We start from the raw sequence: 16,335 nt of genomic DNA on the forward strand, positions 1-16,335 counted from the left end.
AATTCAACCAAATGACCGTACGCCTATTGAGGGTATCGACGGTATTGACGGCGAGACGGGCACAAGGAGAGCGGTTCGTATGGAGCCGGAAGCCAGGTCGGACAACCTGGAAGAAGCCCTCGGCCAGGCGTTACGGCTGATCGAGTCCGCCGTGCACCACCACCGCCGCGGCGCGCTCGCCTCGGCGGCGGCGGAGTTGCCGGTGGACGGCGAGGTCGTGGCCGGATGGGTGGCACGGCTGGTGCTGCGCGCCGAGCGTGACGTGATCTGGAGCCTGCCGGAGGTGACCTGCGAAGATCACGCGCGGCTGGTGGCGCAGACGCTCGCACAGCTGTCGGGCAAGGGCGTGCGCGTCCGGATGCTGTGCCCGCCGCGGGTGCTCCGCACGACGGTGTGGCAGCGCACGGTCGGCACGGTGCCGCGGCTGGAGGTGCGGGTGTGCGGCTCCGTGGGGCAGGAGCTGGTGGCGGTGGACGGCGCGGCGGTGATCGCGCCCGAGCGCTCCCCGGGTGACCCGGGCGGCTCCCGCGCGTCGATGATCCAGAACTCGACGGTGGCCGCGATGCTGCACCGGCTGCTGTGCGGGATGTGGGACACCGCGCAGCGCCCGATGCGGCCGCTGTCGTTCGAGGGCGGCGCGCGCGGCCGGGTGCTGCGCGAGGTGCTGACGCTGATGGCCGAGGGCTACAAGGACGACGCGGCCGCCCGGAAGCTGGGGCTCTCGGTGCGTACGTACCGGCGCTACGTGGCCGACATCATGCGGGACCTGAAGGTGGAGTCGCGCTTCCAGGCCGGGGTGCGGGCCGTGCGCGCGGGGCTCATGGAGGCGGAGCGCGACTAGTCGACTCCTGTGACGGGTAGTCGGGTAGTCGGGTTCCGGCTGATTTGAGCGGTCTGTGGGGATCGCCGTGGCAGCTTGCTGCAGATTGGGCATCCTGACGTTCCGGTAACCGGCTGCGTGGTGCAGCTTTATGACAGCCGTGGTTGTCGTCCGGTTGGGTTCACGGGCGGTGTGACAGGTAGTGGACTCGGGGCTTGTCGGCCCCCCGAGCGGCGCATAGCGTCAACGGCAGTCGTCGCTTTGCCCATGCCGAAAATGGAGGTGCGCGGTAATGGCCGCCATCGTCGAAGAGCGTCGGGAAACCATCAAGGAAATCGTCACGGATATCCTTGAGATCGACCCGGACGAGGTCACCGAGACCAGCCTCTTCAAAGAAGAGCATGATGCGGATTCACTGCGCGCCATTGAAATACTCGCGGCGCTCGAAAAAACGTTCAACGTCGTCATCGACCAGTCCGAGCTGGGCCGGATGGTGAACCTCAAGGGCGTCTACGAGGTTGTTTCCGACGCGGCCGGCTGGTGACAGGCCCCTCGGCCAACTCCTCGGAAGGCAGGGCGATATGCGTGGTGAGTCGGGTCGCAGGGTCGTCGTCACCGGCCTCGGGGCGGTGTCCGGTATCGGCGTCGGCACCGCGGAATTCCTCGCCGGACTGCGCGCGGGGAAGAGCGCGGCACGGCCGGTCACCGCGTTCGACACGGAGGGTTTCGAGCATGCGATGGCATGCGAGGTCCCGGACTTCGACCCCGGGCGGTGGATCCGCAATCTGGACGTGAGCAACCTCGGCCGGGCGAGCCAGTTCTCGGTCGCGGCTGCCCGCATGGCGGTGGCCGACGCCGGGATCGCGGAGGACGCGCTGCGCGCCGTCCCGTCGCTGATCTCCATCGGCACCACCGACGGCGAGTCGGGAGACCTGGACCAGCTCGTCGAGACGGAGGTCGACCTCGGGCCCGAGCGGATGGACCCCACCGTCGCCCGCCGGGTGCCCGCCGGGCGGCTCTCGGCCGTCATCGCCGAGGAGTTCGCGCTGAGCCGTACGGAGGCGGTCACCCTCCCCACGGCGTGCGCGGCCGGAAACTACGCCATCGGCTACGGCTACGACGCCATCCGCGGCGGCGACGTGGAGATCGCCCTGTGCGGCGGCGCCGACGCGCTGTGCCGCAAGACCTTCACCGGCTTCTACCGGCTGGGCACCATAGCGCCCGAGCGCTGCCAGCCCTTCGACAAGGACCGCAAGGGCATCCTCACCGGCGAGGGCGCGGGCGTCCTCGTCCTGGAGAGCCTGGAGTCGGCGCTGGCCCGCGGCGCCCGGATCTACGCCGAAGTCCTCGGCTACGGCCTCAACTGCGACGCGGACCACCCCGTCGCCCCCAACCAGGACAGCGTGGCCCGCTGCATGCGGCTCGCCCTCGACGACGCCCGGATCAAGCCGGAGGAGGTCGACTTCATCTCCGCGCACGGCACCGGCACCCGGGCCAACGACATCACCGAGGCCCGCGCCATCCGCCAGGTCTTCGGCGACGCCGCCCCGCCGCGCACCGTGTCCATCAAGTCGATGATCGGCCACTCCATGGGCGCCGCCGGGGCGCTCGCCTCCATCGCCTGCGCGCTCGCCCTCACCGAGGGGTTCATCCCGCCGACCATCAACCACGTCACGACCGACCCGGAGTGCGGACTCGACGTCGTACCGAACCACGCCGTGGACGCCGAGCTGAGGGTCGTACAGAACAACGGGCTCGCCTTCGGCGGCAACAACGCCGTCGTGATCTTCGGCAAGCGCGGCACGGACTGGAAATAAGGACATGAGTCAGCTGGTGACCGGCGCGGGCGCCGTGGTGAGCGTGGGCGAAGGCGTCGACGAGGTCTTCGCGGCCCTGTGCGCGGGCACCAGCGGAATCGGCGAACTGCGCGGTTTCGACACCGGCCGCTACCGGGCGCGGCACGCGTACGAGATCGACGACCGGCCCGGCGGCCCCGGCGCCGATGTGCCCGGCCGGGCCACCGACTGGCTGCTGCGCGCCGTCGGGGAGGCGGCGGCGCAGGCCGGGCTCGGCGACGACCTGAGCCAGGTGCCCGTCCTCGTCGGCACCGGGCTGCGCGAGCTGCGCTCGGCGGAACTGGCCTGGCGCGACGGCACCGCGTTCGACACCGCGGCGCGGCTGCACTTCGGCACCGCTCTGCGCGAACGTTTCGGCGCGGTGCGCACCCACACCTTCGCGGGGGCGTGCTCGGCCTCGCTGTACGCCCTCGCCCTCGGCAGCGACCTGCTGGCCACCGGCGAAGAGGACACGGTCATCGTGGCCGGTGTCGACAGCCTCACCGAGTCCATGTACGGGCTGCTGGACCGGGTGAACGCCGAACCGCCCGACCGGGTCCGGCCGTTCGACCGGGAGCGCCGAGGGGTGCTGATGGGCGACGGCGCCGCCGCGGTGGTGCTGCGCCGGGAGGAGTCCGGCGCGCGCTCCGGCGCGCTCGGCAGACTCCGCGCCGTCAGCATGAACTGCGACGCGCGCCATGTCACCGCGCCCGACGCGCAGGGCATCGTACGGGCGGTGCACGAGGCTCAGCAGCGGGCGGGCGTCACCCCCGGCGACATCGATCTGGTGCTGCTGCACGGCACCGGGACGCAGCTCAACGACAGCGCGGAGGCGACCGCCATCGCCGAGGTCTTCGGCGCCGAGGTGACGACGCCGCTGATGACCGCGATCAAGTCCATGACCGGCCACACCTCGGGCAGCTCGGGCCTGGTCAGCCTGATCGTCGCGCTGAAGTCGCTGACCTCGGGCCGGATACCGCCGACCCTCGGCCTCACCGACCCGCTGCCGGAGGCGGCGGCCTTCCGCTTCGTCCGGGAGCCGTCCGGCGCGGACACGTACGACGAGGCACTGCGGTTCGCCCAGATCGACGCGTTCGGCTTCGGCGGGGTCAACGCCGTCGCCATAGTGGAGAGGGCCGAGCCGTGAGGGCCCCCGGCACCGCCGTCGTTTCCGGAGTCGGTCTGGCCCTGTCCGGCGCGGACTCCCCGGGCGCGCTGCTGCGTGGCACGCGCGCCCCCGGGGGCGCCCCCGAACCGTTCGACACCGGCGCCCGCATCGGCCGCCGCGGCCACCGCTACAAGGACCGGGCGACCCAACTCGCGCTGTGCGCCGCGCTCGACGCGTTACGCGACGCCGCTCTCGTCCCCGCCGAGGGCACCGGCGGCGCCGATGGGGAGGGGCTGACCGTGCCGGGCGACACCGTCGGCGTGGTGGCCAGCTCCAACCTGGGCAACCTCGACACCGCGTGCCTCACCGCCGCCGCGATCGCCGAGGACTCGGCCCGCTCCCTGAGCCCCATGAGTCTGCCCAACGCCTCCAGCAATGTGATCGCCTCCTGGGTCGCGATCAGGCACGGGCTGCGCGGCCCCAACCTGATGCTGTGCAACGGGCCGACGTCCGGGCTCGACGCCGTCCACTGGGCCGCGACGCTCGTCGCCGCGGGCCGCGTCCGCCGCGCCCTGGTGGTCGGCGTCGAGACCCATAACGCCGTCGTGGCGGACCTGCTCGCCCGGCCCGCCGACGACCTGCTGGACGGCGCGGCCGCCCTCGTCGTCGAGGGCGCGCGCTGGGCGGAGGAGCGCGGGGTGCGCGCCGCCGCCGTCCTGGGCCCGTACGAGCGCCGGGCGGGGCTCGCGGGCTGTGTCCGGGCGCTGCTGCCGGAGGGCGGCGACGGGCCGGGCGTCTGGTTCACCCCGGAGCGCTACGAGGAGCCGGATACCGCGATACCGGTGCCCCGGTCCGTACCGCGGCATGACGTCACCACCACCGTCGGCCGCGCCTCCGGCGCCCTCGGCGTCCTCCAGTGCGCCGCCGCGGTCGGCTGGCTCGGCGCCGGACCGGGCGAGGCGCTGATCACCAGCGGCGACGACACGGCCGACGCCGTGGCCGGGCTGCTGCTGCGCGGGCCGGACGAGCCCCTTCCAGAGGTTTCCGCAAGGTCAGCAAGGTCAGCGATGTCAGCGATTTCAGCCATGGAGTGCACCTGATGAGAGCCGCCCCGCAGATGTCGACGAAGGCCCTGCTGGCCGACACCACCACGGTGCGGCTGCGTCCGCGGTACGAGGGCTCCAACATCTGCACGTGGATCGGCTTCAAGCACGTCAACTACCTCATCGAGGAGGCGGTGCTGGTCCACTTCGCCCGCTGCGGGGCGCCCGCGCGACGCCTGTACGAGGACCACGGGCTCGGGCTGGACATCGTGGCGCTGGACAGCCGCATCCTGCACGCCTTCCACATGGACGACGACGCCGAGGCCGAGGTGGTGCCGCACACCTCCGACAGCGACACCGCGCTGGTCTTCCGGGTGACCCTCCGGGTCGACCGCGACGGCTCCGTCCTCAAGGCCGTCACCGCCACGGTCCGCGTCTCGCTGCGCGCCGACACGTATCTGACGGAACCCCTGCCGGGCCCCGCCGAACCGCCCGGTGAGTTCGGCCGCTTCACGGTGGACCGGCTGGGCGAGGACGCGCCCACCGAGCCGCGCCCGGCCGTGCCAGCCGTTCCGGACGGCGACGACGAGCGGGCCGTCCTGGCAGCGCTCACGGAGGGCCGTAACGCCCATGCCTGGAAGTGGAACATCACCTACCCGTACTGCCACTTCACCGAGCGGCTGCAGATGTCGGGCTATCTGCGGCTGATGGAGGAGGCCAAGGACCGTTTCGTGAAGTCCCGCGGCATCTCCATCAAGACGCTGCTGGACGACCGCCGGTGGATACCGGTCGTGCCGCGCTCCTGGATACGGATCACCGACGAGGCGCTGATGGAAGAGGACCTCTACACCGTCTACACGGTGGAAGAGATCTTCAAGGACCTCACCTACACCGCCCGCATGGACTGCTACGCGGTCCGCGACGGCGCCCTCACCCTCACCGCCACCGGCGGCATCGTGCACGGCTACGCGCTGATCGAGAACCGTCGCGACTGGCACCTGGTCCCCTTCGACCAGCGGGTGCTGGACGCGCTGGCCGGAAAGCCGAGCGGCACCTGATGGACGACGTACTGGTCACCGGAGTGGGGGCGCTGTCCCCGCTGGGCACGGGCGTCGACGCCTTCTGGCGCGGTATGCACACCGCGCGCACCGCCCCGTCCCGGGTGCCCGATCCGCTCGCTCACATGGACCATCCGCGGATGTATCTGGTGCCCGAGGCCGACGTGCCGGACGGGCCCGCGGAGTGGGAGGGCCTGCCGCTGGGGCGCGGCTCGCGGTTCGCGATCGAGGCGGCCCGGCAGGCGGCCGGGGACGCCGGGCTCGCCGAGTGGGGCAGCGTCGATCCGCGCCGGGTGGCCGTCGCGATCAGCAGCGGCATGGGCGATACGGAGCTGCACGAGGCGTGGTGGCAGGGGAAGGCCCCGGACGCCGATCGCTGGGCGCCCGTCTTCCCGGTCGCCTCGGCGGTCGGCGGTCTGCTCGGCGCGCGCGGCCCCAACACCTGTGTCAGCAACGCCTGTTCGGCCAGTGGCTACGCGCTGTCCGTCGCCGCCGACCTGATCCGCGCGGGCGAGGCGGACGTGGTGTTCGCGGGCGGCGCCGAGGCGTACTCCCGGGTCGCGCTCGCCTGCTTCAACCGGCTGGGCGCCATCGACCCCGAGCGCTGCCGCCCGTTCTCCGCCGACCGGCGCGGCACGGTCTTCGGCGAGGGAGCCGCGGTCCTGGTCCTGGAGTCCGGCGCGCACGCCCGCGCGCGGGGCGCCGAGCGCGCCTACGCGCGCCTCGCGGGCACCGGCTGGAGCTGCGACGCCCACCACGCGACCGCGCCCGAGCCCGGTGGCGGGCAGATCGAGCGCGCGATGCGGGAGGCGCTGCGCGAGGCGGGCGGGGGCGAGGTCGGCTTCGTGGTGCCGCACGGCACCGGCACCGACCTCAACGACGTGGTGGAGAGCCGGGTGCTGGCCGCCGTGGCCCCCCGCACGCCGCTCTACAGCCTGAAGGCGCTCATCGGCCACACCGGCGGCGCGGCGGGCGCGTTCGCCGCGCTGTCCGCCGTCCTGATGCTGGACCGCCGCACGCTGCCGCCGAACCTGCCCATCGGGACGCCCGATCCGGAGTGCGAGGTACCCCTGCCGTCCGGGCCCACCCCGCTGACCGGCGGCTACGGGATGGTCAACGCCTACGCGTTCGGCGGCAACAACATCTCCCTCGTCTTCGCGGAGGCCCGCTGATGGACCTGCCGATGGATCTCGTGGTCACGGGCGTGGGCGAGGTGAGCGCGGACGGCTTCGACTTCCGTACGGAGCTGGGCCGCCGCGGCTACAAGTACCTGCCCAGCGCCTCCCAGTACGTGCTGGCCGCCGCCAAGCGCGCCCTCGCCGACGCGGGCGACGACGCCCTGACGGCGGCCGAACCAGAGCGCCGCGGCGCCGCGGTGGGCACCAACAGCGCGGCCGTCTCCCTGCACCACGCGATGGACCGTACGGTCGTCGGCGCGGGCGCCGGGGAGCTGAGCCCGGCCACCGCGCCCTACTTCTCCGTCAACCTCTTCGGCAGCCGACTGGCCACCGAACACGACCTCAAGGGGTTCAACCTCACCCTCACCAGCCCCCGCGTCGCGGGCCTGGAGGCGCTGTGGACCGGCGCCCGCGCCGTCGCCGCCGGACGCGCCTCCCGGTTGCTCGCCGGGGCGACCGAGGAGGCGCTGCCGGAGGGCGAGCCGGGCGCGTACACCTCGGAGGCCGGTGCCGTCGCGCTGCTGCTGGAGCCCGCGGCGGCCGTCGCGGAGCGCGGCGGACGGGCGTACGGGCGCGTCGGTGTCGTCACGTTCTTCCTGCCGCCCGGCCTCGCCGCCTCGGCCGACGGGCCCGGGGAGGCCGCGGCGGCGCTGCGGGACGCGCTCGCCGCCCTCGGCCACCGGCCGGACGCCCCGCTGACCGTCACCGCCGTCCTGGACGGCTCCCCGGTGGGCGAGGCGGTCGCGGCCGCGCTGGAAGAAGCCGAACGCGTCCCGGCGGGCGCGGGCTGTCTGGCGCCGATGGCCCACGTCGCCGCCGCCCTGCGCGGCTCCCTGGACAACCCACACGCCCACGCACACGCCGTCGTCACCGCGGCGGCCGAGGGAAACACCGCCGTCTGCCTGGTCACCCCGGGCGGGCCCGGCGGACCGGAAGCGAGCAGCCGATGACCGGACGACGGAGGGCGAGCGGCCGATGATCACCTCACTCGAAGGATCCTGGTGCCTGGTGCTGGGAGCATCCAGCGGCATGGGCCTGGCCATCGCCCACGAGATGGCCCGCGCGGGCGTCAGCGTCCTGGGGGTCCACTTCGACACCACCGAGGGACAGGAGAAGGCGGCCGTCGCCCAGGAGGAGATGCGGGGATACGGCGTCGGGGCGCACTTCTTCAACGCCAACGCGGCCTCCGCCCGCACCCGCGAGGAGCTGCTGCCCCGATTCGAGGAGCTGACCGGCGGCAAGGGCGTCCGCGTCCTGGTCCACTCCCTCGCGTTCGGCACCCTGCTGCCGTACGTCACCCCGGACGGCGAAGACAGCCTCACCTCCCGTCAGATGAACATGACGCTCGACGTGATGGCGCACTCCCTCGTCTACTGGACCCAGGACCTGTTCACCGCGGGCCTGCTGCGCCAGGGCGCCAAGGTGTACGCGATGACCTCCGCCGGAGGCACCCGCGTCATGCCGCACTACGGCGCCGTCTCCGCCGCCAAGGCCGCCCTGGAGTCCCACGTACGCCAACTCGCCCTGGAACTCGCCCCCTCGGGCATCGCCGTCAACGCGCTGCGCGCCGGGGTCACCCCCACCCCGTCCATGGAGCGCATCCCCGACAGCGAACGGCTCGCCGCGTACGCCCGGGACCTCAACCCGCACGGGCGGCTCACCCGCCCCGAGGACGTCGCCGAGGCCGTCTCCCTGCTGTCCCGCACCGACTCCTCCTGGATCACCGGCAATGTGATCGGCGTGGACGGCGGTGAGCTGCTGACATGACGGACCATCTGCTGATCGAGAGCGGCGGCCCGCAGACCGGCCCCGCCTGTGAGCGCTTCGTCGGCGACGCCGCACGGCTGGCCGGGGACGGCCACCGGGTGGTGCTGTTCCTCGTCGAGAACGGGGTCACCGCCGCACTCCCCGGCGCCGCGCCCGGCATCGAGACGTTCCTGCGCGACGGCGGCGAGGTGTGGGTGGACACCTTCTCGGCCGCCCAGCGCGCCCTGCCCGCCGCCGATCTCGCCGCCGACGTCCGCATGGTGGAGATGGACGACGTGGCCGCCAAGCTGCTGGAACCCCAGGTGCGGGCGGTGTGGCACTGATGTCCCGGCCGATCCCCGCCACCGACGTGCTGCTCAACCTCTTCGGCGCGCCCCACCAGAGCGACCTGGTCACCTCGGCGCTGCGGCTGGCCACCGCGCTGCTCGGCCGGGGCGCCCGGGTGCAGATCTGGACCTGCGGCGACGCCACGGGGCTGACCAGCGCGGCCCTTGGCGACACCAAACCGCGCGACCTCACCGACCTGGAGCGCCGCCACCCGTCCACCGCGCTGATCGTCCGCGATCTGCTCGCCGACCACCCCGACCGGCTCTACTGGTACGTCTGCCGCTTCTGCGCCGACGACCGGGGCGCGGCCGAGCAGATCCCCCAGGTCAGCAAGCGGTCCCCGTTCCTGTTCGCCGAACACGTCAAGGCGGCGGACAAGGCCCTGGTCATGGGGGTGTGCTGACACCATGCCGGACGAGGTCATGTCGCAGCGGGCGCGCTGGCTGCTGATCATGGAGAAGGCCTACCGCGGCTCGGTCGAGACCCAGTTCGCTGACGCCCTCTACGTCGTCCCCGATCTGCACCGGCAGAGCGGCGGCTGCGATCTGGCGCTGCGCGGCCCCGCTGTCGGCTACGCCCTGCGCACCGCCCCCCAGCCGCCGCTGCGGCTCGGCGGGCGCACCCTCGACACCCTGCCCGATCCGCGCGCGTCCATCGGGAAGGTGCTGGACGCCGGGGTGACCGTGCTGGTCGAGCGGCCCGACCTGGCCGCGCTGGGGCGCACCGCCGCCGACCGGCTGCTGCCCGGCGTCCAGGTGATCGACGCGCACGGGCTCGCCGCGCGATGGCCCTCCTACGAACAGGTGTGGTTCCTGTGAGCACCCCGTCCGGCCCCCGGGCCACTACCGCCCTTACCGAAGGAGTACCGATGGTCAACGCTCCCGCCGCGGTCCGCCCGGTCATCTCCGCGTGGACCGCCGTATCGCCCCTGGGGCTGCGGGCCGCGGACTTCAGCGGCGGGCTGCGGTCCGGCCGCTCCACCGGGAAGCCGCTGGACCCGGAGGAGTGGTCGGTTCCGTTCCACGAGGCCTGTCTCGTCCCGGACTTCCACATCCGGGAGATCCTCGGCCGCAAGAACACCCGCTCCATGGACCGGGTCACCGGCCTCGCCGTCACCGCGATCCGCCATCTGCTCTCCGGCGAAGGGGAGAACACGGCCGGGGCCGAGCGGCTGCCGGGCGTCGGCGAGCACACCGGTCTCGCGCTGGGCACCAGCACCGGAAGCGCCCAGTCCATCATGGACTTCACCCGTGACTCGCTCGTCAGCGCCAAGCCCTTCTTCGTGGACCCGGCCCGGTTCCCCAACACGGTGATGAACTGCGCGGCGGGCCAGTCCGCCATCTGGCACGGGCTCAAGGGCCCCAACGCCACCCTCGCGGGCGGCCGCGCCGCCGGGCTGCTCACCCTGCGGTACGCGCTGCGGCTCCAGCGCGCGGGGCGCGCCCGCACCGTGCTGTGCGGGGCGGTCGAGGAGTTCACCTCCGCCCGCGCCTGGCTGGAGTGGCACACCCGCGCCGACGACGACGCGACGGCGGTGCTCGGCGAGGGCGCCGCGGTCTGGCTGCTGGAGACCGCCGACGAGGCCCGCGAACACGGCCGCGGCGGGCTCGCCGAGGTCGAGGGCGTGGAGTTCGGCTTCGCCGCGAACCCGGCGGCGGCCCGTACGGCGCTCGCCGACGCGGTGACGCGGCTGCTGGACCGTACCGGCACCGCGCCCGGTGAGGTACGGGCCCTCGCCGACTCCCAGGCACCCGGCGCCGAGGGCGAGGCCGAGCGGTCCGCGCTCGCCGACGTCCTCGGCGGCCATCAGCCGCCGCGGGTGGCGACGGCCGACGCGATCGGCGACACCTGCGCCGCCTCGGCGGCCTTCCAGATCGCGGCCGTCCTCGCGCTCGCCGAGCGCGGCGAGATCGCCCCCGGCAGCCCCGCCCTGGTCACCACGGTCGACCGGGACGGCGTGGTCGGCGCGGCGCTGCTGCGGACCCGGTGAATGAGCGGGGAGGGAGGCGCGGATGACAGGCGGTGAGATACCCGCGAGCGGCGCACGCACGGCGCTGCTCTTCCCGGGGCAGGGCGCCCAGAAGGCGGGCATGGGCGGGGCGTGGCGCGACACGGCGTCCTGGCCGCTGGCGGACGAGATCTCCGAGCACACCGGCGTCGACGTCGGGGAGCTGCTGCTGACGGCCGACGACGACACGCTGCGCCGCACCGACCTGGCCCAGCTCGCCGTCTTCGGGTACCAGGTGATCGTCCACCATGAGGCGTCCGCCGCCGGGCTGCTGGGCGAGGTGGCCGCGTGCGCCGGACACAGCCTCGGCGAGTACACCGCCCTGTACGCGGCCGGGGCGCTGCCGCTCGCCGACGCGGCACGGCTGGTCGCCGCCCGTGGCCGCGCCATGCGCCATTGCGCCGACCGCTCGCCCGGCACCATGGCGGCCGTCGTCCGGCTGGACGCCGAGGCCGTGGACGCGCTGACCGGCCGGGTGCGGGCGGAGGGGCCGGACGTGTGGGTGGCAGGCGTCAACGCACCCGGCAACCTGGTCGTCTCCGGCACCGCCGAGGGCGTCGACCGGCTCGCCGCGCTGGCCGCGGAGAGCGGGGGCAAGGTGCTCCGGCTCGCCGTCGGCGGCGCGTTCCACAGCCCGCTCATGGCCGCCGCCGCGGACGAACTGCGCGCGGCGCTGGCCGCCGTGGAGTTCGCGCCCGCGCACACCCCGGTCGTCGCCAATGTGGACGCGCGCCCCCACCGAGGTGGCGAGCGGTGGCGGGACCGCGAACTCGCCCAGCTCACCAGCCCGGTGCGCTGGGAGGAGTGCGTACGGACCCTCGCGGACGAGCTGGGCTGCACCCGGTTCGTGGAGCTGGGCCCCGGCCGCCAGCTGACCGGGATGATCCGCCGGATCGCGAAGGGCGCGGAGACCGTCCCCATCGAGTCGCCCGCCGCCGTACACGCCACCCCCTGAGCCCCGAAGAAGCCCCGAAGAAGAGCCCCGAAGAAGACCCCCGAGAGCGGAAGGAACCCCCGATGGCCGACGCCACCGCCGCGCTGGACCTCGACGAACTGCGCACCTTCGTCGCGGAAGTCCTCGATGTGGAAGAGGAGGAGGTGACCGACGAGGCAGACTTCGTCAAGGACCTCGGCGTCGACTCGCTCATGGCCCTGGAGGTCATGGTCGAGCTGGAGAAGAAGTACGCGGTGAAGCTGGAGGAGAAGGAGATGAAGAGCATCACCACCCTCCAGAAGGTGTACGAACTGCTCGCCTCGAAGCTGGAGAAGTGAGGTGACGGCGACCGCGTGCGGACCGGTCGACGGCACCCTGGAGGTGGTCGACCCCGGGGCGCCGGGGGAGCGGCCCGCCCGGTGCGCGGTCGTGATCACCGGAGCGGAGAAGGTGTTCGCCGGTCACTTCCCCGGCTTCCCGATCTTCCCCGGGGTGTGCGTCGTCGAGTACGTCCAGCGCGGCGCCCTCGCCACGCTGCCGGAGCCCGGGAGCGTCCTGGCGGCGGTCGAGTCCGCCCGCTTCCTCGGCCCGGTCTTCCCCGGCTCCACCCTGAACTGCGAGTTCACCTGGTTACGGGACGAGGCGACGGGCGGCTGGCGCTGCCGGGCCGAGGCCACCACCGAGCGCGGGCTCGCCGCCCGCGTCCGGCTGCGCTTCACGGCCCCTGCCGAGAGGGAGGCCATCGGATGATCACCGTGGACGAGATCAAGCGGGTGCTGCCGCACCGCTACCCCATGCTGCTGATCGACCGGGTCACCGAACTGGTCCCCGGTGAGCGCGCCTCCGGGCTCAAGGCCGTCACCTGCAACGAACCCTGGTACGAGGCCGTCCCGGACGACGCTCCCGCGGAGGCCTACCACTACCCCTGGACGGTGCTCCTCGAATCCTGGTGCCATGTGGCGGGGGTTCTGGTGGCCTGGGAGGACCCCAATCCGGATGTGCTGGAGGGCATGGCGATGCTGCTCGGCGGGGTCACCGACGCCGCGTACCACCGCCCGGTCCTCCCCGGCGATGTGGTCGAACACCACGTCCGGCTGGCCCGCCAGGTCGGGGAGACGTACATGTTCGAGGGAGAGAGCCTGGTCGGGGGCGCGACCGTGCTCACCGTCGGGCGGCTCGTGATGACGATGCGTCCGGCGGCGGAACTCAAGGCCCCGGCAGGAGAGGTGACGTAACACCATGTCCGACGCGCAGAGCAAGGTGGCCCTCGTCTCCGGCGGTTCCCGGGGCATCGGCCGCGCGACCGTGCTGCGGCTGGCCCGGGACGGTTTCGACGTGGCGTTCTGCCATCAGTCCAGCCCCGAAGCGGCCCGCGCCCTGGAGGAGGAGGCCGCCGGGCGCGGCGGCGGCCGGGTCGTCGGCCGTCAGACGGACGTACGGGACGCCGACGCGGTGCGCGAGCTGGTGGCGTTCACCGAGAACCGGCTCGGCCCCATCGACGTGGCGGTGGTGTCCGCGGGCATCGCGCGGGACAATCCGCTGCTGCTGATGAAGGACGAGGAATGGCGGGGCGTCATGGAAGTCAACCTGGACGGCACGTACCACATATGCCGTTCGGTGGTATTCGGCATGATGAAACGCAAGTCCGGATGCATCATCAACATCTCCTCAGTAGCGGGCGTACACGGCCATGCGGCACAGTCGAATTACGCGGCCTCCAAGGCCGGGATCATCGGCTTCACCAAATCGCTCGCCAAGGAGGTCGGACGGTACGGCATCCGGGCCAATGTGGTCGCGCCGGGCTTCGTGGAGACGGATATGACGGCGGCGCTGTCCGAGAGTGTGCGCAAGGAAGCGGAGCAGAGCATCCCGCTGCGCCGCTTCGGACGCCCGGAGGAGGTCGCGGACATGGTCGCGTACCTGGTCGGGGCGGAGTATGTGACCGGAGCGGTGTTCCAGGTCGACGGTGGCATTGTGATCTGAGCGAGTGAGTGAGCGGGCGGCGGCGGAGGGATCCGAACGGTCCCGATGAAGGGGGACGGACATGACGGCCAGGCGCAGTAGGGTGCCGCGGTTCTATTTCAATTTCCGCAGCCCGTACAGCTGGATCGCCTACCGTGATCTGATGGACCGCTTTCCGGATGTCGCACAGGTGGTGGAATGGCACCCCTGGTGGGAGCCGGACGCGGACGGCGAGCGCCGCATGGCCGAGCACCAGCGGTCCTTTCCGTACACGGTGATGTCACGCGACAAGCACCTCTACATCCTCCAGGACGTGCGCCGCCTGACCGCCGACCGCGGTCTCGGCGTCACCTGGCCGGTGGACCGGGACCCGGTCTGGGAAGTACCGCATCTGGCGTATTTTCCGGCGCTGGACGCGGGGTGCGGCCCGGCGTACATCGAGCGGGTCCACCGGGCCCGCTGGCAGGAGGGCCGGGACATCTGCGACCGCGCGGTCATCGCGGACATCGCCGCGGACCTGGGCCTTCCGGCCGGGGTGGCGGACCGGATGACGGGCGCCGCCGACGACCCGGAACTGCGCGCCGGGCGCGGGCTCCAGGCGCTGCTGAACCTCAGCCGGGACGGGGTGTTCGGCGTGCCGTTCTTCCTGCTCGGCTACGACAAGTACTGGGGCGTGGACCGGCTCCCGGCGTTCGCCGAGGCGGTCCGTTCCCGCGCCGCGCCGACTCCCTGCGACCCTGGTCCGGCCGACGCTGACTTCGCGGCCGCGCGCTCCGGCGACCAGGGCCACGCCGGGGGGTGCGGGTGACCGCCCGTACCGCCTGGTAGCCGTCATCCTTACGTACCCGCCCCCGCTGCCCCACCGCACGGCACCGACCGAGACGAGACCGCCCTGACCGCCGACGGACACTCCACCCCCTCCTGGAGGACGCCGATGCCCGAGCCACCCCGGACGCCGGTGCGGCCACCCTCGCTGGGATCCCGCGCCCTCTCGGTCGCGGCACTGCCGATAGCCCCGCTGTACGGGGCCTCGCTGGCCTATATCGCCTTCCACCCCCGGAACCGCACCCAGCGGGCCCACCCCCGGGACCACGGACTGCCCTGCACCGACCTGGAGATCCCGCTCGGCCGCCGGAAGCGGGTGCACGCCTGGCTCTGCCCCGGCTCCTCCGAGAAGGTCGTGGTGCTCGGCCACAGCATGGGAGCGGGCAAGGACCACAGCCTCGGGCACGCCAAGTTCCTGCACGACGCCGGATACACGGTCTGTCTGTTCGACCACCGGAACCACGGGGCCAGCAGCGACGACCGGGCGCTGTTCGGGCTCGGCGACCGGTTCGCGAGCGATGTCACCTCGGTGGTGTCCTGGCTGCGCGGCAAGCAGGGGTACGCCACGGCGCGCATCGCCGTCTACGGCTTCTCCTTCTCCTGCTTCTCGGCCATGTGGGCGCTGACCCACGACGGGTTCGAGTTCGACGCGCTCGTGTGCGACAGCGGCCCGGGGCACGACGTCGCGCCGCTGCTGCGCAAGTACCTGGAGGCGGAGGCGCTGCCGATGCCCCCGGTACTGAGCGGCGAACCGTCCCGTTCCGTGGTGACCCGGGCCCTGTGCGCCCTGGGCCCCGCCATGCTGCGCGCCCAATGGCCACCGCCCGCGACCGGCAAGTTCGCCAAGATCCCACTCCTGTTCATGTCGGGCGAGCACGATGCGATCGTGCCGCCCTCCTCGGTGGACGCGCTGGCCGAGCGCTATGCCCAGGCCGAGACGCACGTCCTCCCGGGAGCCGGGCATCTGCTCGGGCTGCAAAGCGATCCCGAGGGCTACGCGAGCGTGGTACTGGATTTCCTCAAGCGGGCCCTGGGGTAGCTACCTGACCGTCCGTGCCGGACGGCAACTTCTGAAGAGGGAAGAGAGAGCATGCAGAAGGTGCTCATCGCCAATCGTGGCGAGATCGCTGTCCGTGTTGCCCGTGCCTGCCGGGATGCCGGGATCGCGAGCGTAGCCGTCTACGCCGATCCGGACCGGGACGCCGTTCATGTGCGCGCGGCGGACGAGGCCTATGCGCTGGGCGGTGACACCCCGGCGGCCAGCTATCTGGACCAGGCCAAGGTGCTGGCCGCGGCCGCCGACTCCGGCGCCGACGCCGTCCACCCCGGCTATGGCTTCCTCTCGGAGAACGCCGAGTTCGCCCAGGCCGTCCTGGACGCCGGGCTGACCTGGATCGGCCCGCCCCCGCACGCCATCCGTGACCTCGGCGACAAGGTCGCCGCCCGCCACATCGCCCAGCGCGCCGGAGC

At 72.8% G+C, this 16,335-nt stretch carries 21 protein-coding genes; all 21 read left to right on the forward strand.

The features are described from left to right. Positions 1–79: 79 nt before the first annotated feature. Positions 80–841, forward strand: a complete 762-nt coding sequence (locus ACZ6CL_RS25765) for a helix-turn-helix transcriptional regulator (RefSeq protein WP_468939267.1) — start codon at positions 80–82, stop codon at positions 839–841. A gap of 271 nt (positions 842–1,112) precedes the next feature. Next, complete coding sequence (locus ACZ6CL_RS25770) at positions 1,113–1,364, forward strand: acyl carrier protein (protein ID WP_009717613.1); 252 nt, start codon at positions 1,113–1,115, stop codon at positions 1,362–1,364. 37 nt (positions 1,365–1,401) lie between these two features. Continuing rightward, positions 1,402–2,637 carry a beta-ketoacyl-[acyl-carrier-protein] synthase family protein gene (locus ACZ6CL_RS25775; protein ID WP_468939270.1) on the forward strand — a complete coding sequence of 412 codons (1,236 nt, stop codon included), beginning with the start codon at positions 1,402–1,404 and terminating at the stop codon, positions 2,635–2,637. Positions 2,638–2,641: 4 nt separating this feature from the next. After that, positions 2,642–3,802 carry a beta-ketoacyl synthase N-terminal-like domain-containing protein gene (locus ACZ6CL_RS25780; RefSeq protein ID WP_468939272.1) on the forward strand — a complete coding sequence of 387 codons (1,161 nt, stop codon included), beginning with the start codon at positions 2,642–2,644 and terminating at the stop codon, positions 3,800–3,802. Continuing rightward, complete coding sequence (locus ACZ6CL_RS25785) at positions 3,799–4,863, forward strand: beta-ketoacyl synthase N-terminal-like domain-containing protein (protein ID WP_468939275.1); 1,065 nt, start codon at positions 3,799–3,801, stop codon at positions 4,861–4,863. Before ACZ6CL_RS25780 ends, ACZ6CL_RS25785 begins: the two co-directional genes overlap by 4 nt. Continuing rightward, on the forward strand, positions 4,863–5,864 hold the full coding sequence (locus ACZ6CL_RS25790) for a hypothetical protein (protein WP_468939277.1): 1,002 nt from the start codon (positions 4,863–4,865) through the stop codon (positions 5,862–5,864). The genes ACZ6CL_RS25785 and ACZ6CL_RS25790 overlap by 1 nt, the downstream gene beginning before the upstream one ends. Then, the gene (locus ACZ6CL_RS25795; protein WP_468939280.1) at positions 5,864–7,036 is read left to right on the forward strand and encodes a beta-ketoacyl-[acyl-carrier-protein] synthase family protein; all 1,173 of its coding nucleotides are present in this window, start codon (positions 5,864–5,866) and stop codon (positions 7,034–7,036) included. The genes ACZ6CL_RS25790 and ACZ6CL_RS25795 overlap by 1 nt, the downstream gene beginning before the upstream one ends. Continuing rightward, on the forward strand, positions 7,036–7,992 hold the full coding sequence (locus ACZ6CL_RS25800) for a beta-ketoacyl synthase N-terminal-like domain-containing protein (protein ID WP_468939282.1): 957 nt from the start codon (positions 7,036–7,038) through the stop codon (positions 7,990–7,992). The genes ACZ6CL_RS25795 and ACZ6CL_RS25800 overlap by 1 nt, the downstream gene beginning before the upstream one ends. A 58-nt stretch (positions 7,993–8,050) precedes the next feature. Further along, positions 8,051–8,809: an SDR family oxidoreductase gene (locus tag ACZ6CL_RS25805; RefSeq protein ID WP_468939285.1), complete on the forward strand. Its 759-nt coding sequence runs from the start codon at positions 8,051–8,053 to the stop codon at positions 8,807–8,809. Beyond that, on the forward strand, positions 8,806–9,132 hold the full coding sequence (locus tag ACZ6CL_RS25810) for a hypothetical protein (RefSeq protein WP_468939288.1): 327 nt from the start codon (positions 8,806–8,808) through the stop codon (positions 9,130–9,132). The genes ACZ6CL_RS25805 and ACZ6CL_RS25810 overlap by 4 nt, the downstream gene beginning before the upstream one ends. Then, the gene (locus ACZ6CL_RS25815; RefSeq protein WP_468939332.1) at positions 9,132–9,539 is read left to right on the forward strand and encodes a hypothetical protein; all 408 of its coding nucleotides are present in this window, start codon (positions 9,132–9,134) and stop codon (positions 9,537–9,539) included. The genes ACZ6CL_RS25810 and ACZ6CL_RS25815 overlap by 1 nt, the downstream gene beginning before the upstream one ends. Positions 9,540–9,543: 4 nt before the next feature. Further along, a complete protein-coding gene (locus ACZ6CL_RS25820; protein WP_468939289.1) occupies positions 9,544–9,954 on the forward strand; it encodes a hypothetical protein in 411 nt (136 codons plus the stop codon). A gap of 50 nt (positions 9,955–10,004) precedes the next feature. After that, a complete protein-coding gene (locus ACZ6CL_RS25825; RefSeq protein ID WP_468939292.1) occupies positions 10,005–11,126 on the forward strand; it encodes a beta-ketoacyl synthase N-terminal-like domain-containing protein in 1,122 nt (373 codons plus the stop codon). A gap of 22 nt (positions 11,127–11,148) precedes the next feature. After that, positions 11,149–12,099 carry an ACP S-malonyltransferase gene (locus ACZ6CL_RS25830; RefSeq protein WP_468939295.1) on the forward strand — a complete coding sequence of 317 codons (951 nt, stop codon included), beginning with the start codon at positions 11,149–11,151 and terminating at the stop codon, positions 12,097–12,099. A 62-nt stretch (positions 12,100–12,161) separates the two neighbouring features. Beyond that, positions 12,162–12,416, forward strand: a complete 255-nt coding sequence (locus ACZ6CL_RS25835; protein WP_468939297.1) for an acyl carrier protein — start codon at positions 12,162–12,164, stop codon at positions 12,414–12,416. Between the two features lies 1 nt (position 12,417). Further along, positions 12,418–12,828, forward strand: coding sequence for a 3-hydroxyacyl-ACP dehydratase FabZ family protein (locus tag ACZ6CL_RS25840; RefSeq protein WP_468939299.1), 411 nt, complete (start codon positions 12,418–12,420; stop codon positions 12,826–12,828). Next, on the forward strand, positions 12,825–13,313 hold the full coding sequence (locus tag ACZ6CL_RS25845; RefSeq protein ID WP_468939302.1) for a 3-hydroxyacyl-ACP dehydratase FabZ family protein: 489 nt from the start codon (positions 12,825–12,827) through the stop codon (positions 13,311–13,313). Before ACZ6CL_RS25840 ends, ACZ6CL_RS25845 begins: the two co-directional genes overlap by 4 nt. 4 nt (positions 13,314–13,317) lie before the next feature. After that, a complete protein-coding gene (fabG, locus tag ACZ6CL_RS25850; protein WP_468939304.1) occupies positions 13,318–14,061 on the forward strand; it encodes a 3-oxoacyl-ACP reductase FabG in 744 nt (247 codons plus the stop codon). Between the two features lie 61 nt (positions 14,062–14,122). Then, complete coding sequence (locus ACZ6CL_RS25855) at positions 14,123–14,848, forward strand: DsbA family protein (RefSeq protein ID WP_468939307.1); 726 nt, start codon at positions 14,123–14,125, stop codon at positions 14,846–14,848. Positions 14,849–14,974: 126 nt separating this feature from the next. Further along, positions 14,975–15,904, forward strand: a complete 930-nt coding sequence (locus ACZ6CL_RS25860) for an alpha/beta hydrolase (protein ID WP_468939308.1) — start codon at positions 14,975–14,977, stop codon at positions 15,902–15,904. 51 nt (positions 15,905–15,955) lie between these two features. Next, on the forward strand, positions 15,956–16,335 hold a 380-nt coding region (locus tag ACZ6CL_RS25865), incomplete at its 3' end, for a biotin carboxylase N-terminal domain-containing protein (RefSeq protein ID WP_468939311.1).

This window comes from Streptomyces sp. NPDC041200, assembly GCF_055591805.1.